The sequence below is a fragment of the Moorena producens PAL-8-15-08-1 genome (assembly GCF_001767235.1).
Taxonomy (GTDB): domain Bacteria; phylum Cyanobacteriota; class Cyanobacteriia; order Cyanobacteriales; family Coleofasciculaceae; genus Moorena; species Moorena producens_A.
The window spans coordinates 2,944,823-2,966,227 of record NZ_CP017599.1; the positions used below are offsets into that span (position 1 = coordinate 2,944,823).

23 protein-coding genes and 1 pseudogene are annotated in these 21,405 nt (G+C 43.8%); 14 read left to right on the forward strand and 10 right to left on the reverse strand.

All coding sequences use genetic code 11. The features are described from left to right. Positions 1–417: 417 nt before the first annotated feature. Positions 418–864: a DUF4168 domain-containing protein gene (locus BJP34_RS11170; RefSeq protein ID WP_070392413.1), complete on the forward strand. Its 447-nt coding sequence runs from the start codon at positions 418–420 to the stop codon at positions 862–864. Positions 865–1,260: 396 nt separating this feature from the next. Further along, the gene (gene ureE, locus BJP34_RS11175; RefSeq protein WP_070392414.1) at positions 1,261–1,692 is read left to right on the forward strand and encodes an urease accessory protein UreE; all 432 of its coding nucleotides are present in this window, start codon (positions 1,261–1,263) and stop codon (positions 1,690–1,692) included. A 51-nt stretch (positions 1,693–1,743) separates the two neighbouring features. Here the strand turns inward: ureE and BJP34_RS11180 are convergent, their stop codons facing one another. Both BJP34_RS11180 and BJP34_RS11185 read right to left on the reverse strand, forming a co-directional pair. After that, positions 1,744–2,133: an alr0857 family protein gene (locus BJP34_RS11180; protein ID WP_070392415.1), complete on the reverse strand. Its 390-nt coding sequence runs from the start codon at positions 2,131–2,133 to the stop codon at positions 1,744–1,746. Continuing rightward, positions 2,105–2,668: an HNH endonuclease gene (locus tag BJP34_RS11185; protein ID WP_070392416.1), complete on the reverse strand. Its 564-nt coding sequence runs from the start codon at positions 2,666–2,668 to the stop codon at positions 2,105–2,107. The genes BJP34_RS11180 and BJP34_RS11185 overlap by 29 nt, the downstream gene beginning before the upstream one ends. A gap of 428 nt (positions 2,669–3,096) precedes the next feature. On the opposite strand from BJP34_RS11185, the gene BJP34_RS11190 reads away from it, so the two are divergent. Continuing rightward, positions 3,097–3,438, forward strand: coding sequence for a hypothetical protein (locus tag BJP34_RS11190; RefSeq protein ID WP_070392417.1), 342 nt, complete (start codon positions 3,097–3,099; stop codon positions 3,436–3,438). Positions 3,439–3,590: 152 nt separating this feature from the next. Here the strand turns inward: BJP34_RS11190 and BJP34_RS11195 are convergent, their stop codons facing one another. After that, on the reverse strand, positions 3,591–5,114 hold the full coding sequence (locus tag BJP34_RS11195; protein WP_070392418.1) for an S-layer homology domain-containing protein: 1,524 nt from the start codon (positions 5,112–5,114) through the stop codon (positions 3,591–3,593). A gap of 470 nt (positions 5,115–5,584) precedes the next feature. Here BJP34_RS11195 and BJP34_RS11200 point away from each other — a divergent pair, with 470 nt between their 5' ends. The 4 genes from BJP34_RS11200 to BJP34_RS11215 all read left to right on the forward strand — a co-directional run bounded on the left by BJP34_RS11200 (position 5,585) and on the right by BJP34_RS11215 (position 10,207). Continuing rightward, positions 5,585–6,811 (forward strand): mechanosensitive ion channel family protein, encoded by a 1,227-nt coding sequence (locus BJP34_RS11200; protein WP_070392419.1) that lies wholly within the window; start codon positions 5,585–5,587, stop codon positions 6,809–6,811. Positions 6,812–7,213: 402 nt separating this feature from the next. Beyond that, on the forward strand, positions 7,214–8,350 hold the full coding sequence (locus tag BJP34_RS11205) for a mechanosensitive ion channel family protein (protein ID WP_070392420.1): 1,137 nt from the start codon (positions 7,214–7,216) through the stop codon (positions 8,348–8,350). 60 nt (positions 8,351–8,410) lie between these two features. After that, entirely contained in the window at positions 8,411–9,553 is a 1,143-nt protein-coding gene (locus tag BJP34_RS11210; protein WP_070392421.1) for a mechanosensitive ion channel family protein, read from the forward strand. A gap of 180 nt (positions 9,554–9,733) precedes the next feature. Continuing rightward, entirely contained in the window at positions 9,734–10,207 is a 474-nt protein-coding gene (locus tag BJP34_RS11215) for a Nif11-like leader peptide family natural product precursor (protein WP_070392422.1), read from the forward strand. On the opposite strand, the gene BJP34_RS39335 is transcribed toward BJP34_RS11215, so the two are convergent. Beyond that, positions 10,202–10,423, reverse strand: a complete 222-nt coding sequence (locus BJP34_RS39335) for a hypothetical protein (protein WP_149030908.1) — start codon at positions 10,421–10,423, stop codon at positions 10,202–10,204. The genes BJP34_RS11215 and BJP34_RS39335 overlap by 6 nt on opposite strands. An 87-nt stretch (positions 10,424–10,510) precedes the next feature. Here BJP34_RS39335 and BJP34_RS11220 point away from each other — a divergent pair, with 87 nt between their 5' ends. The 5 genes from BJP34_RS11220 to BJP34_RS11235 all read left to right on the forward strand — a co-directional run bounded on the left by BJP34_RS11220 (position 10,511) and on the right by BJP34_RS11235 (position 13,736). After that, the gene (locus BJP34_RS11220; protein WP_149030909.1) at positions 10,511–11,815 is read left to right on the forward strand and encodes a nif11-class peptide radical SAM maturase 3; all 1,305 of its coding nucleotides are present in this window, start codon (positions 10,511–10,513) and stop codon (positions 11,813–11,815) included. Positions 11,816–11,849: 34 nt separating this feature from the next. After that, positions 11,850–12,059: a hypothetical protein gene (locus BJP34_RS39340; protein ID WP_149030910.1), complete on the forward strand. Its 210-nt coding sequence runs from the start codon at positions 11,850–11,852 to the stop codon at positions 12,057–12,059. Further along, complete coding sequence (locus tag BJP34_RS11225) at positions 12,049–12,276, forward strand: hypothetical protein (protein WP_070392423.1); 228 nt, start codon at positions 12,049–12,051, stop codon at positions 12,274–12,276. Before BJP34_RS39340 ends, BJP34_RS11225 begins: the two co-directional genes overlap by 11 nt. A 14-nt stretch (positions 12,277–12,290) precedes the next feature. Beyond that, complete coding sequence (locus BJP34_RS39345) at positions 12,291–12,764, forward strand: hypothetical protein (RefSeq protein WP_149030911.1); 474 nt, start codon at positions 12,291–12,293, stop codon at positions 12,762–12,764. 150 nt (positions 12,765–12,914) lie between these two features. Then, a complete protein-coding gene (locus BJP34_RS11235) occupies positions 12,915–13,736 on the forward strand; it encodes a 2OG-Fe(II) oxygenase family protein (protein ID WP_149030912.1) in 822 nt (273 codons plus the stop codon). 72 nt (positions 13,737–13,808) lie between these two features. Here the strand turns inward: BJP34_RS11235 and BJP34_RS11240 are convergent, their stop codons facing one another. The 3 genes from BJP34_RS11240 to BJP34_RS48685 all read right to left on the reverse strand — a co-directional run bounded on the left by BJP34_RS11240 (position 13,809) and on the right by BJP34_RS48685 (position 15,084). After that, the gene (locus BJP34_RS11240) at positions 13,809–14,039 is read right to left on the reverse strand and encodes a DUF433 domain-containing protein (RefSeq protein WP_070392426.1); all 231 of its coding nucleotides are present in this window, start codon (positions 14,037–14,039) and stop codon (positions 13,809–13,811) included. Between the two features lie 95 nt (positions 14,040–14,134). Then, on the reverse strand, positions 14,135–14,395 hold the full coding sequence (locus BJP34_RS11245; RefSeq protein ID WP_070392427.1) for a type II toxin-antitoxin system Phd/YefM family antitoxin: 261 nt from the start codon (positions 14,393–14,395) through the stop codon (positions 14,135–14,137). Positions 14,396–14,958: 563 nt separating this feature from the next. Continuing rightward, the gene (locus tag BJP34_RS48685; protein ID WP_267876538.1) at positions 14,959–15,084 is read right to left on the reverse strand and encodes a hypothetical protein; all 126 of its coding nucleotides are present in this window, start codon (positions 15,082–15,084) and stop codon (positions 14,959–14,961) included. A 162-nt stretch (positions 15,085–15,246) separates the two neighbouring features. Between BJP34_RS48685 and BJP34_RS11250 the strand changes: the two genes are divergently transcribed. Further along, positions 15,247–18,330 (forward strand): DUF4407 domain-containing protein, encoded by a 3,084-nt coding sequence (locus BJP34_RS11250; RefSeq protein ID WP_070392428.1) that lies wholly within the window; start codon positions 15,247–15,249, stop codon positions 18,328–18,330. Between the two features lie 132 nt (positions 18,331–18,462). Here the strand turns inward: BJP34_RS11250 and BJP34_RS11255 are convergent. Both BJP34_RS11255 and BJP34_RS42945 read right to left on the reverse strand, forming a co-directional pair. Beyond that, positions 18,463–19,524, reverse strand: a pseudogene (locus tag BJP34_RS11255) (transposase); the annotation flags it as partial. Between the two features lie 884 nt (positions 19,525–20,408). Beyond that, the gene (locus tag BJP34_RS42945; RefSeq protein ID WP_158517134.1) at positions 20,409–20,564 is read right to left on the reverse strand and encodes a hypothetical protein; all 156 of its coding nucleotides are present in this window, start codon (positions 20,562–20,564) and stop codon (positions 20,409–20,411) included. Here BJP34_RS42945 and BJP34_RS39350 point away from each other — a divergent pair. After that, positions 20,559–20,777 carry a hypothetical protein gene (locus BJP34_RS39350; RefSeq protein WP_149030913.1) on the forward strand — a complete coding sequence of 73 codons (219 nt, stop codon included), beginning with the start codon at positions 20,559–20,561 and terminating at the stop codon, positions 20,775–20,777. The genes BJP34_RS42945 and BJP34_RS39350 overlap by 6 nt on opposite strands. A 164-nt stretch (positions 20,778–20,941) precedes the next feature. On the opposite strand, the gene BJP34_RS11270 is transcribed toward BJP34_RS39350, so the two are convergent. Further along, a complete protein-coding gene (locus BJP34_RS11270; protein ID WP_070392430.1) occupies positions 20,942–21,196 on the reverse strand; it encodes a hypothetical protein in 255 nt (84 codons plus the stop codon). Positions 21,197–21,405: the final 209 nt, after the last annotated feature.

The following is a 21,405-nucleotide window of genomic DNA, read 5'->3' on the forward strand; positions in this document are numbered from 1 at the left end:
ATAGTAGAAAATAGCTGAGGGGGTGACAACAAGGCTAAAAACTAGACAGGGTATGGGGTGTGGGGTGTGGGGTGTGGGGAAAATAGAAGCGATCCAGCGCCTTCATGCGGGGGTTTCCCCCACTCGCGCTTTGCTTGGCTGACAGCGATGCAGCGCCTTCATGCGGGGGTTTCCCCCACTCGCGCTTTGCTTGGCTGACAGCGAATTTGGAGTGAGCCATTGGATAACAATCGCTCCGAAACCTGATTTAACTGTCCCGTCGCCACTCCGCCAGCTCCTGATTTTCCCCTACACCCATCACCCCACACCCCACACCCCGTAAAGCTTTTAAGGCTGTTTGTCACCCCGTCAGAGAAAATAGGCTAATCCAGCTTTAGGCTAGCCAGTGCAGGTCGCTTATCTCCGAGAAAACGGCTAATGACCAAATTGATCTATCCCTTGGGATGGCTTGCCGGAATGATAGTGGTTTTGGTTGGATGTTCTTCCAGTCCAGACCCTGACACCACCGCAGCTATCCCCACAGTAGCCTCAGATGCAGTCAAGAGTCAGGAATTGAAGAATTACGCCAAAGCTGTTCTGGCGATCGATCAATATCGTCAAGGTGTCTACGAGGATATTCAGGAATTAACCAAAGACAAGGACAAGATAGTTCCTGAGATTAACTGCACCCAAGTAAAAACCATAGCAGCTCTACGTCGAAATATCCGAGATCTGGCTGTAAACTACTGTAAGCGCTCGAAAACCATTGCTGAAAGTCATGAGTTGACCATATCTCGATTTAATTCAATTACCGTTAGCGCCCAATCCGATCAGAAGTTACAACGGCGAATCCACAATGAACTAGTTCGCTTACAACAAAATTGAAAATATGTCAAGCTTGTAGGGTGGGCAACAGCGGTCAGCCGTCAGCCCTCAGCCGTCAGCGGTCAGCGGTCAGTAGTCAGTGGTCAGCGGTCAGCTTCAAATAAACCTCATTTAGGGTTAATTAATAGTTCGAGATGTTATATAATTTAAAGTTTGGGGATTTAACCATCATAAGCATTCAGCTTTTGAATAAAATCAGCTAACCGCTGATAACTGACCGCTGATAGCTAATAGCTGAATGCTGATAACTGACCGCTGATAGCTGAATGCTGATAGCTGAATACTGATAGCTGAATGCTGATAGCTGAATGCTGATAGCTGAATGCTGAGAGCTTACCGTTGCCCACCCTACTTTAATTGGTATTTTAGTCTGAATTCAGCAATGGTAAATTGCCCATGCTCACCTTTACCAAACGCCTCAGAGCTAATCAGAATACTATAGTCGGCTTTACCCTCTCCTTAACAGCCGAGGAGCGTACCCGAACTCGCCACCGCTTTGAAACAGCGGATGGTGAAAATTTGTATTTGCGCTTGCCTAGGGGCAGTGTCTTGCAGGATGGGGATTTACTGGAAGCTGAAGAGACAAAGGTGATGATCCGAATTGCTGCTAAACCAGAACCGGTACTGACTGTCACCTCCCAAAAACCGGTGAATTTGCTGCGAGCTGCTTATCATTTGGGTAATCGCCATGTCCCTTTAGAAGTAACGGCTAGCTATTTAAGGTTATCTCCTGACCCGGTTTTGCAAGGGATGTTAGAGCAGTTGGGGGTAGAGGTACACCAGGAAGTGGTACCGTTTCAACCAGAAATCGGTGCCTATGGACATTGAGAAGTGTGAGGAGAACTGTTAAAAAGAGGCACACCTAAGTGCGCCCCTTGATCAATCCTTCGGAACAGAAGCCCGATGGTTAGCCTCTTGCCACAACTGATAGAGAAAAAACTCAACAGCATAGTTCATTGCTGTTACAAAAATTCCCTCTTCATCCTCTGGATCTGACGTTAGCCAGGTGCCTTGTAGGCTTACTTCAACATATTGCGCATCACAAATCGATAATGCGATCGCATCGGTTGTGTCTTGCCGCACAAACACCTCTAATTGCCTGAGGTGGGGCAAGTCAGCTGGTAGCAAAAATGACGCAGTGCTGGGTTCGATATAGAAACTTGCACCCGCACGGAGCGAGACAAGGGTTCGTTTCGTTACCCATTCTTCTAGGGATTGAGCCAAACGCTCTAGATAAAAGCTATTTTCGGTATAAATCAGTTTCAGCATTACCTGTAACTTCCTCCTCTAACCGATTGATTTGCTGTTGACGCCAAAACTGTTCCGCAAAAGCAACAGCTGGATGCATGGGTGCTTTGGGCTGTCTGGGTAATTTCATTCCCGCTTGCTGGGGAGTGCGGTTGCCTTTGAGGCTGTTACAACCCTCACATGCTGTAACGACGTTGTCCCAACTGTGTTTCCCGCCTTTTGACCGAGGAATGACATGGTCGAGGGTTAGCTTTTTGGTGCTGCCACAGTATTGGCACCGATGCTTGTCCCGTCTTAAGACCTCCCGCCGATTTACTGGAGGAACTCGCCAAGTTGGTTCGGTTTCGGTAAGTATCAAGCGGATATGGGTTGGTACCAAGATCACTACACTAGGGGAACGGACTTTGTAGCCCTTACCACCAAAGAAATCGATTGGTTCAGCTTTCCCGGTAACCAACAGAGCAATTGCTCGTTTGATATTGACTCGATTAATAGGTAAGTAGTTTTTGGAAAAAACCACTACCGATTGCCTCAATACCTCAGTTGTGCTTGTCACGGATTGACTCCTCATAAACCAAACCCCCGCTTCTGTTTGTCAGGAGCGGGGGCGTTTAAGATTTTTTAGGGTAGGCTGATTGCTATGTCAGTAGTGCTAGCGTTCGCCTATACCTCCCGCTGTGTCTATTTAGTTTCAGATTTATCTCTGGCCGACAATTGACTGGTTGTGAATCATGCCTTCTATACTCGACTGTTCCCTGTGCCATCGAGTCATATTTGCCCCTAAACAAAAGCTCCACCCATATTGCCCCGAATCCAGAACTGCCTAAGCAGTTGATATCTGAGCACTTGGTGGAGGAGGTTAAATGATGACTCATAGAAGATGAAATGTTTGAAGGCGAAATTTGTGAAAAACGATTTTCAAGGCGCTTTTTAAATACTACACTTGTATTACGGGAATGTCCAGATATTTGGAGGAAAAAATTAATGCCTACACTCACCCGTCAAAACTCAACCACTGATATGGAAGTTACCAGCATCCGTCTGGATCGACAGTTGAAAGATAAACTCAAAGAACTCTCTGGCTCTCAGGGCTATCAAGCTCTGATTCGAGATATTCTCTGGAACTATGTCCAGCACAAGTCCGGTGATTATCGACCTCAATTTTGTAAGTCTGATATCAGAGCCACCATTCAAGCGATCGCTGAGCGCAAAGAGCGTTGTGTACTCACAGGCAAGTATATAGAACCCCAAGAGCCCATGTTATTAGGACTTACGATCAACGGAGAGATGCTTCCCCTCAGTATCGGTAGTCTGTCCGACTGTTAAGCATTTGCATCGATACAAGTGAAGAGACATGCGTTCGCTGAAAGCGGGGCTGAGGCCTTTGGCCACGCTTTCGCCGTAGGCGACGCTGCGCGAACGCGAACGCCCATCCCATGTCTCTTCTCAATCCTTAACTAGGTACCCTTGTCGGTCGGTTAACGAGTTGGAACCTTCAACTGTGGCACTTGCGGAAGCTCAAGTTTTGGTGCTTCTAGAACTGCTGGAGCTTCTGGTGTTGCTGGCATTTCTTCAGTGTCCATAGCTTCTGGGATTTCTTCAGTGTCCATAGCTTCTGGGGCTTCTGGGGTTTCTGGCATTTCTGGGGTTTTAGTAGCTACTTGCAGATATAAATCAGAACCCAGTGTTAGTGGTAAATCCTTTTCCGGATCAATGATCATAGGATTTTGCTGCTCCGGTTGTTGATTAGAATCACCACCAGTTAAGACACCAGTCAAAATATTAACCGCAGCACCTTCTAATGTTTGTTTCTCCGTATCATCAGGCTTAGCATCAGTAACCAGTTTCGAAGTGGCATTGATGCTGTTATAGGATAATTCACCAATTTTAAGTTTTTGAGCCACAAACTGAGTACCAAGAAACTCAGAACCACTATAACGCGGTACTAATTGACCCTCAATCTCGCTGTCTTTTGGAATTAAGACTATTCCTTGATCATTTTTGATGTCCTCAGCCACTAACAGCGTCATATCAATAGTTTCACCACGCTCCACAGCCATCTTGTCTGATACTGTGTAGGTTACATTAATCACTGTGCCTTTGGAAACTTGATATTCCTTAGTTTCAAAGGAGTCATCTTTAGTAGTCATTGACTCAGTTGAATCAGTCCCCTCAGTTTTTTCAGTTGCCTCAGTTTCCTCCATCAGGCTGTCGTCACCCACAGTTTTAGTCTTTTCCGTCAGCTGAGCAATATATTGAGAGGCTGGATGTTGACTAGACAGGGGAGCTAATACCTCTTGATTCACTAAAGCTTGATGAATAAAGGCTGCTACATCAGCACGGGTGGCAGGTTTACCAAAATCAAGATAGGTTACATCGGGGTAGTTGACGACCATAGCCTTTTCGGTAGCAGCGGCAACGCTAACTTTGGCATAGTCAGGGATTCGGGATAGGTCTTCATAGGAAGAGAGGCTGTTCTTTACTGAACTACTAGAGTATAAACCCAAAGCATTTAAACCCAAACCATTGGTCAATGACACCAATACTTGTCCCCGAGAAAGTGGCGAAGATGGACGTAGTTGGCTATTGGATTTATCCTGCTCAGTCAGGTTACGACTTACCCAATACTCAGCCGCTTCACGATCAAATGTTTTGGGCAAAGCTAAATTATTTTCGCTGAACGCTTGGCTCACCATCCCAGAGAACTGAGCGTAAGTAACAGCTTGATCAGGTTTAAAGGTGCCATTGGCATATCCATTTACCAGGTTTTCTGCTGCCAACCCTTCAATGAACGGTTTTGCCCAATGATCTTGAATATCAATAAAGCTAGTTTGGTTTGGAACCGCAATTACCATCGGCGCAGTCGCACCAGTTACTATTCCCAACAGCAACATGGCAGTGCTTGTGGCATTCCAAGTAGACGCACTAGACATAGAACACAACTCTCCTGATTTAGATAACTCTTCCAGACAGCTCAACTCCTTGGTTAAGTAGTCGGACATAAATAAACGGTACTGTCTCAAAAACTGTAAAATCCTTGTAACCTTTACACCAAAAGCTTTGGTCAATATTTACAAAACTTTATACAGCACCCAAAACTTTTGTCCGACTACTTATCAGAGTTGAGAGCCTCCCAAACACCATCCCCAGACGCACAGGTGACCTGAAAGTTCCCAGGTTTTAAAAAAAAAGATCGCTATCGCTAGCCGAGTCAGATCAAGCCCGCTTAATCAGTTACCTAATAGTGCCAGGATTTTTGGGAATGAGTAATAATAACTACTTGACCGGCTTAATCCATGATCTATGAGTTTTTTATTCCTCTGATGAATTGTCAATTAGCTATTTAATAAAATCTTTATAAATCAGCTCTAACCTTTTGAGCCAAGTTGTCACTCCGTCAGTGTTACTCTATTATAGGCATTACTTAATGAAAACTTAATAGCAGCAAAAGTCTTGGACTTGTTAAATAGATATGACTAAAACTTTGGAGCAGGAAAACTACACTCCTGTACCTGATGCCTTGCCTGATATCAATATGAGTGAGGAAGGTACGCAAGCAATAACAAACGGTAAGAAGGACGCCCTGTCAACCTCACCAACTGGTGATATTGCTAGCTTAAAGGATATCAAGAAAACCCCCAAAGCCCCAACTTGGCTTCGGCAAATTGTGCGTCTGGGGGCGATGGGATTAGGGATGAATCTCGGTCCTGATGATGATGGGCTAGATGCCAACTGGTTTGCACTCCAGGCTCAACAGGTGTATCAGAAAGTATTGCTGGCCTATCAGCAGCGCATTATTTGGGTAGCCGTTCTTATTGCTCTGGATTTATTGTTGCTGGTTGTGCCATTACCTGATTGGTTGGCGGGAGTGGAGTCGGTATTTGGACTGTTTGTCGCCCTTAATTTTGGTTTGCTGGGGTTTGCTCTATTCAAGCAAACTTTTAATGTTTACTTGTTGGAGTTTGCTCTAAGCAGTAAACGCAAGATCAGCAGCGAAATTTTGGTTTTGTATCGGTTTCTAGCCAACACCACAATTTTGTTGGTGACGGTGTTCGCCTTTGCCCAATCCCATCAACTAAATCTGGTTGGCTTGATTGCAAGCATTGGCATAGGCGGCGTTGCGATCGCTTTGGCATCACAAAAAATCTTGGAGCAAGTCCTATGGAGTTTTGTGCTATATCTAGACCGGCCTTTTGTAGTGGATGACTACATTCACCTACCAGACAGGACTCTGGGCAGAGTAGAGTCCATAGGTTGGCGCTCGACCAAGGTGAGACTATCTGGTAAAGGCACGTTAGTTGTGATTCCCAACAGTACCTTAACTCAGGTAAGTATCGAAAATCTCACTGGTGCCGAGAAGATGATTTCCATCATCAACTTGACCTTTTTTAGGAGTATTCCTGATGAGGAAAAAGCCCTGATTCGTCAGGTAATTTTGCAAAGTACTGGCGATATCAACGGATTAGATCATAAACTTACTCAGGTTAACTTTCAAGATACCACGGATGCCGATGGTCGCCAGATTGTTCAGGGGAGGATCAACTTTTTCGTCCTTGGCTCTGGGGAAGTTTCCCGGGATATGTTGAGTCAGTTATTGGAAGTGGCGCGTCAGAGGATTTCTAAGAAGCTCAAAGGCTACGGTATTGCTTTCGACCTGGAAGAGAAAACCATTAACATTGCCTCACCCATGAACATCTAATACTTATAGGGGTTTGGGTATAGGTTAAGTAGAATCCTGGCTAGTTACTACTGACTACTTGTTGTTATTGGTAAGCATTCAGCCATCAGCTATCAGCTATCAGCTAATGCGCTACGCGCACGCTAAGCCCACAGCCAAAGGCCTGTGGCCACCCTGTCTTGATGCAGTCGCTCATGGCGCATGGGTCTGTGTGCGGAACCTGCGTCCGCACCGCTGTTTGCCCCGTGGAAACAAACCCCCGCAGGTCGGCGCTGCATCGCTACTTGAGATGCTATCAGCTTTTGAATAAAATCAGCTGACCGCTGACCGCTGACCGCTGACCGCTTACTGTTATTGTAATTAGCGCGGGTTGCAAGCCGCTATATTTCTTATTTTCGTTCAACCAAAGTAGGGATTATTGCCATGGATATCTCTGGGCTTTTTAAATTATTATCGCAACTCGATGGAAACCTACAACAGAGCTTAATCCAGATTGCGTTTCGCCTTGTAATATTCGTAGTATTGGTGATTTTGTCACTAATTATAGGGCGATTTGTGCCCCTGTTGGTCAATTTTTTGATTGTGCGATCGCTCCCCCAACGCTCCAGAAGTAACTATCAAAAATTCGTTGAACCGATACGCCAATCCATGGCGGTTGCCGGGACGTTTACCTTGATAGCACTGAGTTTAAGTATTTTGCAAGTCTATCCTGGCTTATTTAATTTTCTCCGATTTTTTCTATATTTAGCAACAACGATTAGCGTAGCTTGGCTAGTGTCTAGGCTTGTCCGCCAAGCTATTCGTGTATACGGTATCCAACTACTGCAGCAACTAGGGCAAGATTTAAATGATCTCACCCTCATCGTTGAAACCTTTGCCAATGTGTTAATTGGGTTTATGGCAGTTACCATGTTTGCCCAAAGCCAGAACTTTAATTTGATTACCCTGATCACTGGCTTAGGTGTGGGGGGTGTGGCGGTGGCATTTGCTGCTCAAGAAACCCTACGTCAATTAATTGGAACCTTAGTGCTGTACCTCGACCGCCCTATTGTCCCTGGTGAGTATGTGCGCGTCAACTTCAATCCCGAGGCTGAAGATGCCTATGGCAGGGTGGAATCCATTGGTATCCGTTCCACTAAAATTCGCGTAGCTGCTCATAATACCCTGATCATTGTGCCCAATTCCGTTATGGTCGCTAAAGATATCGAAAATATCAGTCGTGGCAAAAAAGTCATGGCTCTGCTCTACCTCGACTTTCCCCAAGCGCTCACCCAACAGGAAGAGGCTCTCGTCCGTCAAATTGTACAGGACAGCACAGATAAACTATTCGGGGTTGATACTGGTAGCACCCGAATTGGCATTTTTCAACCAGAAGACCGTGTGGGCACGCGAGCCCGTGTCAGTTTTTTCATGGTTGGCTCTAATGAAGACTCCATCGGTTTGCGCAAAAGAGCATTGGAGATTGCCAGCGCATCGATTTCTGCACGCCTGAAAAAGTATAATTTGTCCTTTGATATGGAAGAACCTACAATCTACGTGGACTCTCCCATCAGCATTTAGTAGATTGCTTAATATTCCTTTGCTGACCCTGATTAAGACTCCTAAATAAGCCTGGTGAAAATGGTTGAACAAGTCGTTGAACAAGTCACTGAACTGCTCAAATTGAGTGCTGATGCTCAAACTTTTTGGCTTGCCCTTGCTTTGCGCGTAAGTTCCCTACTTCTGTGTATTTTGTTGGCCTTTGTATTGGGACAGTGGACACCTGCCTTGGTTAAGTCGGTGTTGAAGCGATTGCTCCCTCCAAAAGCCCAAGAAGCCTACAATCAATTTATGGCTCCACTCCACCAATCCTTAATGAGGACAGGGACATTGCTCTTAGTAGCTATTAGCCTAGAATTGTTAAGGGTCTACTCTGGCCTCTACAAGTTCCTCCACTTTTTTGTCTACCTCAGTTTGACATTTTGTGCTGCTTGGTTAGTCTCTCGTGTGGTGAAACAGATCATCCGTTTGTACGGACTAGTATTGGTGCGACGATTGGGGCGAGAACTGGGGGATGTTGTACTGGTATTTGAGACAATCGCCAATTTCATAATTGGCTTTTTCGCCGTGGTGCTCTTTGCCCGAAGCCAGGGTTTTCAGTTGATTACAGTTTTATTTGGTTTTGGTATCAGTGGTGTGGCTGTGGCTTTTGCTGCCCAAGAAGTTTTGAGTCAGTTATTCGGCACCCTCGTGCTCTATCTCGATCGCCCCTTCGTCAGCGGGGAATATATTCGGGTTAACTTGAATACATTAGATGAAGATGTCTACGGTCGCATAGAAGGGATTGGCCTGCGCTGCACTAGAATTCGTTCTGTGGCTAAAAATACCCTGATCATCGTGCCTAACTCAGTGATGGTCTCGAAAAAGATTGTCAATGTCACCCGAGGAAAGAAGGTGATGGTGCTGTTGTACTTTGATTTTAGCCATCCCTTACAGGTCAATCAGCAAGCCTTGGTAGAACAGGTGATTCAAGAAAGTACTGAGCAGCTATTTGGTATCGATCCTGGCAGTACACGCATGGAATGTTTTCCCTTGGAGAATCTTCCCGGCACCAGAGTCCGCCTCACCTTTTTTATTGTGGGTTCTAACGAAAACTCCCTTGAACTACGCAAACGGTTGGCTGAAATCTCCCAACAAGCAATTTCTCAACGACTGCAGAAACACAACCTCCATTTTGTGCTAGAACAACCGGCTTTATACGTTGACTCCCCAATCACACTTTAGGGGGAATTCCTGCTCCCTAAAAGCGAAGAATTTGACCTCACCCAAAGAATAATTTCAATAAGATAAACCCTCAACCGTCAACCCTCAAAAACTATTTAGATTTGTAACTTTAGCCAGATTGGCGAGACAAAGTTGTGCTAAAGGGTTTCTATTTATAGTATTGACGGTTGGAGAACGTTTATGTTTTTAGAAAGTGTAATCCTTTTCTTTAAGCGCTTAGCTGCTGATAAAAATTTCCGTAGCCAGCTTGAAGATGCTGCAAGTCCAGAAGACTACCAAACTATGGTGCGAGATGCTGGCTATGATTTCACACCAGAAGACTTGGAAACTACTACAGCTAAAATTCTTGATGAGAATAAGCTTAGAGATTTAGACGATAATTTCAAGAATCTCACTGAAGAAGACCTAGAAGTACTTGTTGGTGGTGTGTTTAGACGCTACTGTGGTTGGCCATGGGGACCTATACACCCGATTGAGCCACCCAAACATAAGCCACCTATTACGATTCAGCCCGTCTATGGAGTAGTGATATCGCCACCGCACGAGATTGTTGGACCGAAACCTCCTGAAGCGATCGCAATGTATGGCGTTTCCGTACCTCCTGATCAAATTGGTTACATTTCAAAAGACGTGAACACAGACAATATTTCATAGTCTACGGAGTGGGGAATCGGGAATCGGGAGTCGGGAGTCGGGAGTTGGGAGTCGGGAATCGGGAGTTGGGAGTCGGGAATCGGGAATCGGGAATCGGGGTAAGAAAATTGAATGTACCTCATCAGTATGATAAACGCTATAAAAATATTTCCTATCTCCCCATCTCCCCATCTCCCCATCTCCCCACACTTCCCCATCTCCGCGCGCGGGTCCCACACTCTTACCCCTCTTGCCTCTTGCCTCTTGCCTTTTGCCTTTTCCTGCAATTCGTCTGTTTACAACCGAGATACAACGCGCTTAGTTATGACTTATCGCCGAATTAGTTATGCGGTTTGGGAAATTACTCTTAAATGCAACCTAGCTTGTCAGCACTGTGGTTCTCGTGCTGGTCATACACGGGAAAAAGAACTGTCTACAGCAGAAGCTCTCGATCTGGTCAGACAGATGGCCGAAGTCGGGATTACAGAAGTCACCTTAATTGGGGGTGAAGCCTTCTTACGTCCGGACTGGCTAGAGATTGCCAAAGCCATTACCGACGCAGGAATGGTTTGTGGTATGACCACTGGTGGCTTTGGGATTAGTTTAGAGACAGCCCGCCGGATGAAAGAGGCTGGAATTCGGGTAGTTTCCGTTTCTGTGGATGGCTTAGAACCAACCCACGACCGCCTCAGGGGGAGAAAGGGTTCTTGGCAATGGGCATTTAAGACCATGAGCCATCTCAAAGAAGTCGGTATTCCTTTCGGCTGCAATACCCAAATCAATCGGCTCAGCGCACCACAATTTCCCCAGATTTACCAGCTGCTTCGGGATGCAGGAATCTTTGCCTGGCAGATTCAGTTAACTGTACCCATGGGCAATGCTGCTGACAATTATGACATTCTGCTCCAACCCTATGAACTGCTGGATTTATATCCCATGATTGCTCGTGTAGTTGAGCGGGCTTATAGCGAAGGGGTGAAAGTACAGGCCGGAAATAATGTAGGCTATTACGGTCCCTACGAGCGACTACTGCGAGGGCGAGGAGAGAGCAATCCCTGGACATTTTGGCAGGGATGCCAAGCTGGACTCTCTACCTTGGGCATTGAAGCGGATGGTGCGATCAAAGGTTGCCCGTCCTTACCGACTTCAGCTTACACCGGAGGTAATATCCGAGACCACTCCCTCAGGACAATTATTGAAGAAACCGAAGAATTGCGGTTTAACCTAGGAGCCGATACTCCCAAAGGGACATCCCATCTGTGGGGCTTCTGCAAGACTTGCGAATTTGCTGAACTATGTCGCGGTGGTTGCTCTTGGACCGCTCATGTGTTCTTTGACCGCAGAGGGAATAATCCTTACTGTCACCATCGGGCCTTAACCCAAGCATCTCAAGGAATTCGAGAGCGAGTTGTGCCTAAAGTAAAAGCCCAAGGACTTCCCTTTGATAACGGTGAATTTGAAATTATTGAAGAGCCAATAAACACTCCTTGGCCAATCAATGACCCCCTTCACTTTACTGCTGATAGCATTCAGTGGTCAGGGGATTTTTTAGGGAGCAGGGACTTCGGAGCAGGGAGTAGGGAGCAGGGAGTCGGGAGTCGGGAGTCGGGAGTCGGGAAGAAAATTTAAATGTACTTCACCCTTACTAGGAAACCCTATAGACTTGGCCGCAGTTGTCGAGAACGTCTCAATTTCACTGAGCTCTTGCACCAGGAAAAAACAACTTAAGATCAGCAGAGATAACAATCATTTTCAGTACTTAAAGAATCAAATAGTATTACTACTCCCTACTCCCTACTCCCTACTCCCTATTCCCTGTTTATATCAATTGTTTACATCTCAACTAAAAATTCTATACCACTATGCAGGATAAAACTAATTCATTAGAACCATCTATTGATAATTATCAGATTCCAGAAGAATCTCTTCCAACCTTGTTACCTCGAACAGCATGGACTAGTAATTTAGCCTATTGGAGAGTTCTTTTAAAAGCTAAAATTGCTTTAGACAAAATTGAGAAAGAAGCAGCCAATAAAGGGAACAGGGAACAGCGGATCTGGGAACAGGGAACACAGAAAATAGCTTTATAGTATTTATCAAATAGGTGAAGTACCGATTCCCGATTCCCGACTCCCGATTCCCGACTCCCGATTCCCGACTCCCGATTCCCGATTCCCGATTCCCGATTCCCGATTCCCTAAAATTAAAAAACTGTGTACCTCACCCAATTTACAACCGCTATAGTATCAGATTTGTCCACATAACCTTACATTGCAACATGGTTAAAATCTACGAACTGGATTCTCCCAGTGATGATCAATCCTTAGAGTATGTGAGCAATTTAGCTCACGAAAAAACTAAAGACATCAAGGGGGGGACGAAATTGATCCATGACATACGAGACTTCCCAATTCTACGAGAAGGACCTCCTCCAATCGAGGACTGGATCATTGTGCGGGAAGGACCAGCGCCACCCCACGACTGTATCATTCTGCGGGAAGGACCACCACCACCGCCATTTCTGGAAGACCTCCAAAGTCCTCCAAAACATGGTTTTCATCCAGGTCATCGTTTATAACCAGGACTGGTGAAGTATAGCGCTACGCCCAAGGCAATAGGCAATAGGCAATAGGCAATAGGCAACAGCCCAGTAGGGTGCCTTATTTAAGGCATCCTACTGCTAATTAAATATAGCGTTTCTTATAGCTATGAGGTGCGCTTTCCGTTGGTGAATTTAATTTGCCACAGGTCGCACCTGAGGTACACAGGATTTTTTACCTATTACCTATTACCTATTACCTATTACCTATTCCCTACTCCCTACTCCCTACTCCCTGTTCCCTGTTCCCTGTTCCCTGTTCCCTGTTCCCTGTTCCCTGTTCCCTGTTCCCTTTTATATATAATTACTATAATGAATAAATCTCCAGAAGCTCCCCGTAAAATTACTAATCAAGCGCCAGTTTTATTTGTTCCTAATGTCTTAGATAGAGAATTTTGCCAAACCCTAATTAATGTTTGGGAAACTGAAGGCAATCAAGAGTCCTATTCAATGATTGAGCATAAGGGAGAATTGACTCCCATTGAGGACGATGATTATAAAAGACGCAGAGACCATTTTCTTCAAGAAGGGGAAACCCATCAACGTTTAAGATATTTCATACGTCAACAGGTTCGCCCTGCAATCAAGAAAGCTTTTCATTTTGAAATTACTCGATTTGAGAGTTTTCGGGTTGGTTGCTATGATGCTAATACTGGCGGATATTTTCGACCCCATCGGGATGATGCTACCGAAGGAACTGCCTACCGTCGCTTTGCTATGACTATTAACTTGAATGTGGAAGACTATGAAGGGGGCTATTTAAGATTTCCAGAATACGGATTAGATTTATATCAGCCGGAAACAGGCAGTGCTTTGATTTTTTCCTGTTCCCTGCTTCACGAGGTTACAGATGTTATTAAAGGACAACGGTTTGCTCTGTTGTCATTTTTTCATGGTGAACATGAGGCTCAGTTGGTTGAGGAGTATAATCGCCGCGTGATGGTTAGCTAGAGGTAAGCATTCAGCTGTAGATGTAGGGTGGGCAGTGCACCAGACAGATAATCAAGCTTGCAAACCGCGTTACTAGGCACTGCCCACCCTACTAGGATTAATGACTGCATAGAGAAGACTAGCTTTAAGATCTTCTGCTTCTAGATAGGGATAAGCTTCAATAATTTCGTTTACATCCATACCATCGGCTACCAAACTCAGTACTAGAGATACTGTAATCCTCATGCCTCGAATACAAGCACGTCCTCCCATTATTTGGGGATCAAAGGTAATGCGTTCAAATACCACTTTATTATCTGTCATAGCTAACACCTTGTATTTTTCTTAACTATATAGTGGATGGGGAGTTTTCGGTGCGTTACACTTTGTTAATGCAGCCTACTGGACTTCGTAAACCATCAATCAATGTCTCCCAAGACTTCATCGAGGGAGTAGGTTTCATTATTGGTTATTTGTTCAAGGGATCTTTGTAGGCTTTCCCTCATTCCAGGGATTGAAAGTAATTCTAAGGTTTCTTGTAAGCTTTCATAGTTTTTTCGAGAAATTAAAACAGCAGAGCCATTAGAAATCTCTATTTCATAAACTTTGTTTTCTTCTGTGACTAATTCAACTAGGTTAATTAACTCTTTTTGGGTAGCAGTAACTGTCAGCTTTTCCATTTTATTGATTTCCTATTTTTGTTATTATAGCAGTTTTTAATTCGGTATAGAAGGAATATATTAGTCTGATCATATTTAGGAATCCCGTAAGCATTAATCCGTCAGAAATGAAACCGGCAAGATGCCGGTTCCACCAAGATGCCGGTTCCACCAAGATGCCGGTTCCACCAAGATGCCGGTTCCATCAAGATGCCCATTCCACCAACATGCCCATTCCACAACAATATGCAACGCCTAATAACCTTGGCCCATAGGCCACGCTACGCGAAAAACCTAATAACCTACCCTTCAAGGGACGCCAAAGGCGAACAACTTTCTAACTTGGGGGGGTGACATGCAAGCTAAAATCTTTACTGGGTAATAATTTCAGCCCATAAGTTCCAAAAAGATACATTCTGTTTTGGGCGCGCGACCTTGGACGTATTTATAAGGGTTTGAGCTTGCCATTAAGGGATGCAGCGCCCACCTGCGGGGGTTTCCCACACTCGCGCTTGGCATGGCTGACAATGAATCGAGGGTTAATCTGGGGCTGTATCTTCCATAAGCTCATTGGCATCAAAGCCTTATATAGCAAGGGAAGCATGGTAATGGGCATAGTCTTTTGCTTGAAAGGGACTGAGGCCGTGGGCCACGCTACGCGAACGGAGCAGGGAGCAGGGAGCAAAAGATGTCCTAAGCTTTGCTTCCACTGCTATATACTGGGATTTTTAGGGCTCATGTCACCCCTTCAGATCAGATCGAGGGATTGATTGATATGAAAAGGTTTCGTTTTATCCTAAAATAATAAGGATTAAGGTAGCGAAAAAGTATTATTTTGATTATTAACTAGTTAATTAATTGGAGTTTTTGTTATGGCAATTGATCGGGCACCTGGCGTTTATGTAATCTCTGAAGATGAGGTGGGAATTGTCTATAAAAAGTTTGGTAGTCCTTTACCATCTAATCGTCAAATTGCTCTTAATGGAGAAATGGGTTGGCAGGTTGATACTCTTGGTCCTGGACGACATTTTCACTCTCCGTTATCCTATAAAGTTGTCAAACAAAAGGCTATACAGATTAATAAAGATGAAATTGGATTAGTAACCGCCAACGATGGTGCTTCTCTTCCCACAGGTAAAATGTTTGGTAAAGTTGTCGAAGAATGTGATGACTTTCAAGATGGTCGTGCCTTTATCAAAAATGGTGGTCAACGGGGTAGGCAGTTAGGCATTTTAAGAAATGGTATTTATCGGATTAATACTCAACTTTTTTCTGTTGAAATCAGTAAAATTACTTCCATTTATGACTATGAAATTGGCTTAGTAGAAGCGAAAGATGGCAAGCCACTGCCGATTGGAAAAACCTTTGGTGATGCTGTTGAATGTAACAATTTTGAGGATGGTCAAGCATTTATTAACAATGGGGGATATAGGGGACAACAGTTAAAGATTCTTACTACTGGCAAATACGCAATTAATACAGAACTTTTCAAAATTAAGAGAGTTGAACTTATCAAAATTAGAGTTAATGAAGTAGGCTTAGTGGAAGCAAGGGATGGTCAGCCACTTCCACTTGGTCAGAACTTTGGTAAAGTTGTTGAATGTGGCACTTTTCAGGACGCTGAAGCATTTATCAACAACGGCGGTCAACAAGGTAACCAATTAGCCATTATTCCTCCTGGAATTCACTACATTAATACAGAGTTGTTTAAAGTTCACAATGTACCATTAATTAATATTCGCTCAGGGGAGATAGGGCTAGTTATTGCTCAAGATGGTGCTGAACTACCACCAGGACAAATACTAGCTAAAGCTGTAGATTGCGATAATTTTCAGAATGCTGAAGCCTTTCTCAACAACGGTGGTCAACAAGGTAAACAGCGAGCAATTCTTACTGAAGGTTACTATAGAATAAACACTGAACTATTTACAGTAGTTACTACTGACAATGCCCAGCAATATGGACTGAAGCCAGAACAATTAAAAGTTTACAGAGTTGAATCAGGTAAAATTGGTATTGTTACCACTTTTGATGGTAAGCCCTTACCAAGAGGGGACATTGCGGGACCAGTTATTGAGGGACATAATAAGTTTCAGCAGCCACAGGAGTTTATTGACAAAGCTGGCTATCGAGGTTTACAAGAAGAATTTATCGAAGAAGGTTTTTGGAGTTTAAATCCTTGGTTTGTGGAAGTTGAACAAGTGCCTTTAACTAATATTAAAACTGGAACAGTTGGAGTTTTAATCTCAAATGTTGGTAAGAATAGCCAAGCCAATCAAGAAAAAACTACTTATGGTTCTCGGTTTCCTATCGTTCCAATTGGGTATAAAGGGATTCAGAACATACCAATAGAAGCTGGAACACATCCTATCAATACAAGAGTGAAAAGTATCGTAATAGTTCCTGCCCATGAAATAACTTTGGAGTGGACGAATAGAGATAAACCAGCAACCAACTACGATTCTAATTTGAAAACCTTAGAGCTTCGATCAAAAGATGGCTTTGTTTTGAAACTTGAAGTCACACAGGTTATTAATATTGCTCCCAAAAATTCCCCTAAAATGATCTCTCGTGTGGGTTCACCAAATGCTAATAGTTTTCAGCCAGTTGAGGAACAAGGAGGAGTTCTCAGCCCCTTGTCTAATGGTGCGGTTAAATATAGCTCTATTAAAAACCTTGTGAATAGGGTCTTAGCATCGATGGTTGATAATTACTTCCGTAATTCCGCTCAAGACTATAATGCCTTAGACTTCTTACAACAACGGGAGCAAATTCAGGAAAGAGCTACAGAACATATCAAAAGTGCTCTTAATGCTTATGGTGTTGAAGCGGTTGGTACTTTTATAAACCAAATTGGCTTACCAGCTGAACTTCAACACCTAATACAGACTCCAACAATTAACGATAATTTAAATTCACTAGAAAAATTTTTGCTATGGTGTGCTGGTGCAGATCATCACATTTTGGCACAAAAAGAATGTTTGACAGAACGATATAAATATACAGCAATTGGTACCACGGTTTTGCTAACATCAACAACGGCTATTTTTTCCGGTGGTTATGCTCTTTTTACAGTATTTGGTTCTGTAGCCGCTTCTTGTGTAGGAGGAACGTTTTGGAGTTTTATAGTTTTTAACTTAGATCGTTTTTTAATTTTAAGCTCTAAGAGAAAAGAAACGGAATTAAATTTAAATTTGCCATTTATTGCAGCAACAAGTCTTCGATTGTTAATAGCATTATTGTTAAGCTTTGTGGTTGCTAAACCCCTTGAATTGAGGCTATTTGAAAAAGAAATTAACCAGAAAATAGAACAAGATAAAAATGAGACAGCCAAAGAAAAACTTAACGAACCAATAAAAGAATTGGAGCAAGAAATTCAAGCCTTAAATACAGAAAAAGACAAGTACAAAAATGAATGGAGAGACGCCGAAAATGCGGCTAATGCAGAAGCAGAAGGTACACAGGGAACAGGCCAATTTGGAAAAGGAATTGTTTATAAAGACAAACGAAACTATGCAGATGAAATAAAAGAAAAATTTATTGAATTAGATAATAAAGTTAAGGATAAAGAGGAAAAAATAGAGAACCTTAGGCAAGAACGTAACCTGATTTTGCAGTCACCAGAGAGTAACTTAGAACAACTGAATCAAGAAAAAATTGATAAAGAATCAAATGGCTTCTTAGCCCGCCTTGTTGCTTTAGAAGAACTATCTAAAGACGATCCGAATATTCGTAATATTAATTGGCTAATAACTGCCTTATTCGTCACTATTGAAATCTCACCTATATTAGTTAAACTTTTGTCTGGCAAAGGTCCTTATGATTATTTACTTGAGCAGAAAGAAAGTCAGGAAGTTTATAATGAATATTTCCGCATTCAAAAAGAACAAAGACTTCAGTTATCTGAAGGAAATTCAAAACAATACATGAAAAAAATTAAGGAGTTTGAAGAGTAAATTAGTAAGGATTCAGCTCTCGAAAGAAGGGATGAGGGAAGGAGGTTCGGTTAGAGGTTGTTTGAGAAGTCTCATTTCTCACATCTTGCACCAAGAAATGTTGATATCAATTCCCTGTGCTTGGAGCAGAGGTTGCAATCGGAGGATATCAGTTAATAGTATGCAGACAACAAGCTGAGGGAGGATAGAGTGGAGAGCTTTTTCAGCTACTTGCCCCCAATCGGGCAAGGTGGTTGAATCAGTAGAAAGATAAGCCCAGTGTGCCAATAGGTAGGCTATCATTGATAAAATTAGCCAACGGTACATCCCTAGTTTGGTTTGCTGAGCAAAGCGATGCAGTCCAAAACGATGCTTAGCAGTCTTAAACCAGCCCTCAATTTGCCACCTGCGCTTGCCCCACCAGTTGATAGTGCTGGCTTTCATAGGTTTAGTAGAAAGGACAAAGCGCTTCTTCCATTTGCCGTCACGCTTGAGATAGAACCAAGAAATGGAAACAACAAAGGGTAAGCCCTCAAGCCGAACTTGTTGCCCTCGCTTGTAGAGACTAGATAGTTGGCGTCCATCAACCAGTTTACGGTCACGGCGGACTCCAACCACAGCGTGATATCTGAGCTTGCGGATGCCTCGCAAAAATTCTACACTACAGAAAGCGGTATCTGCTAATACCATCACCTGAAAGCGATGAGTTAAGGTTTTAGGCAATAGTCGTACCAACCGCAAACCTAGTTGTGCAGGTGAAGTTGTGCCTTTACCCCGAAAGACTCGGAAATTCCAAGGCACACGAAGCGTGTCCCACCACCAGGTACAGCACGACCAGGTGCAATCCTCGTTTGCGATTGAAAACACTGATGAGGGACTCAAAAGCTTTGAACTTTCCTCGTAACTCTTAGCTAGTCAAGTCAATAATTACCTGCAAACATGGTCTTCGTCATGCAAGGTTTGTAGGATAGCAGTTCGGCTATAACTCCTTGTCGCACCTGTCGAATCATTTCACGGGTTGACCAATGGTATTCATTGAGAAATCGACTTAAGGCGCTAGCTGATTTGACTTGACAATATTCTGGCAGTGGATGTCCTTGGGCTTGTAAAAACAATCCTAGTAACGCTTGTAAGCTATCCCGTTGGTAGGCACTCGGCATCAATCCGAGTAGGGTATACACGCTCGCTTTGGGCGTGGGCAAGAATTGAAACCAAAGTTCAAGCTATCTATTGTTTCTATTGTTTGCACGCCCTTTTCTCTCATCTGTGCCTACTGCTTGGCAAGTGGTTCATTTGTACTAGTGCAAGATGTGAGATTTGCTACATTCAACCCCCGTTGGTCCCCATCTGTAAAAAAGCGAAGCATCCGCTAATTCCCCCCAAGCGAGGGATTGCTCGCTTGGGGGGTTAGGGGGGCGGGGGACTTTTAGAAGCAAATTGACTCTTCCCCCAAGCGAGGGATTGCTCGCTAGGGGGGCTAGGGCGTGTTTTCAAAGTTTTCCGCAAGATTTAGATCCCCCCCAGCCCCCCTTAAAAAAGGGGGGAGCCATAGTCAAAGTCCCCCTTTTTTAAGGGGGATTTAGGGGGATCTCCGAGTTTGAAGACACGCCCTAGGGGGGCAAAATTCAGTATAAAAAAACTTTTCAGATATCCTCTAAGTTTGGCAACATCCTTTTTAGCCTCTTTGGTAAAGCGGACTTCGTAAACCATCAATCAATATCTCCCAAGACTTCATCTAGCGATGCAGCTTCGGAACAGGGGGTTTCCCCCAAGACCGCGCTGCATCAAGAAAGGGAGTAGGTTTCATTATTGGTTATTTGTTCAAGGGATCTTTGTAGGCTTTCCCTCATTCCAGGGATTGAAAGTAATTCTAAGGTTTCTTGTAAGCTTTCATAGTTTTTTCGAGAAATTAAAACAGCAGAGCCATTAGAAATCTCTATCTCATAAACTTTGTTTTATTCTGTGACTAATTCAACTAAGTTAATTAAATCGTTTTGGGCAGCAGTAACCGTAAGCTTTTCCATTTTGTTGATTTGCTCTTTTTGTTATTATAGCAGTTTTCAATTCGGTAGATAAGGAATATATTCGTCTGATCATATTTAGGAATCGCCTAAGCATTCAGCCGTCAGAAATGAAACCGGCAAGATGCCGGTTCCACCAAGATGCCCATTCCGGCAAGATGCCGGTTCCACCAACATGCCCATTCCACCAAGATGCTGGTTCCACCAAGATGCCGGTTCCACAACAATATGCAACGCCTAATAACCTTCAACCTTGGCCTTTCGGCCACGCTACGCGAACAACCTTCTAACCTTCAACCTTCAACCTTGGCCTTTCGGCCACGCTACGCGAACAACATCCCAACCTTGGCCTTTCGGCCACGCTACGCGAACAACCTTCTAACCTTCAACCTTGGCCTTTCGGCCACGCTACGCGAACAACCTTCTAACCTTCTAACCTTAAACTAAAAAAAAGTAGCCGCAGAAATACATTCCACGGCTAGGAAATTTTACTATGCCTGAACTTTGTACACGAACCCAGAAATAATCCGATCCGATTGACCAAAGGTCACCCTAAACGAACCGATTTGATTTTTGGGCTAGGGGGGGAACCCCCCCCCTACTAAGTTAGTCTAATCTAGAATTATGTACTTCGTCATAGTGGTGATGAATTCGCCAGGAATTTCAGTGGCCTGAAGGGGGCTCCAGTCAGAAACTTGGGCATAACGCAGTGCAGAAAAGGTATACATGGTGTTGCTGATTGCCCGGCGGGACCCCTTCAGAATATGTTGAACGGGGTATTTTTTTCGGAAAGGTTCCTGAGGAGTATTACTAGGAGTGATCTCTTCAGGATTGTTTTCTTGATTCGGGCGAAAGTTGTCAGGCATAGTTCAAAATTGGCTTTGAAATTTATACTATAATCATAACGGTTATAAGTTTAATTGTCAAGGGTTTTGATAATTTTTTTTGTGAGGGTTAATTGAAATAAATCGTACAGTAATGGAATGGAAGCTTGTTAAAAAAAACGGTTTATTCCGTCAGTTTGATTTGATTTTGGTGCGTTACACTGTCGTTAACGCACCCTACAATAGGAATT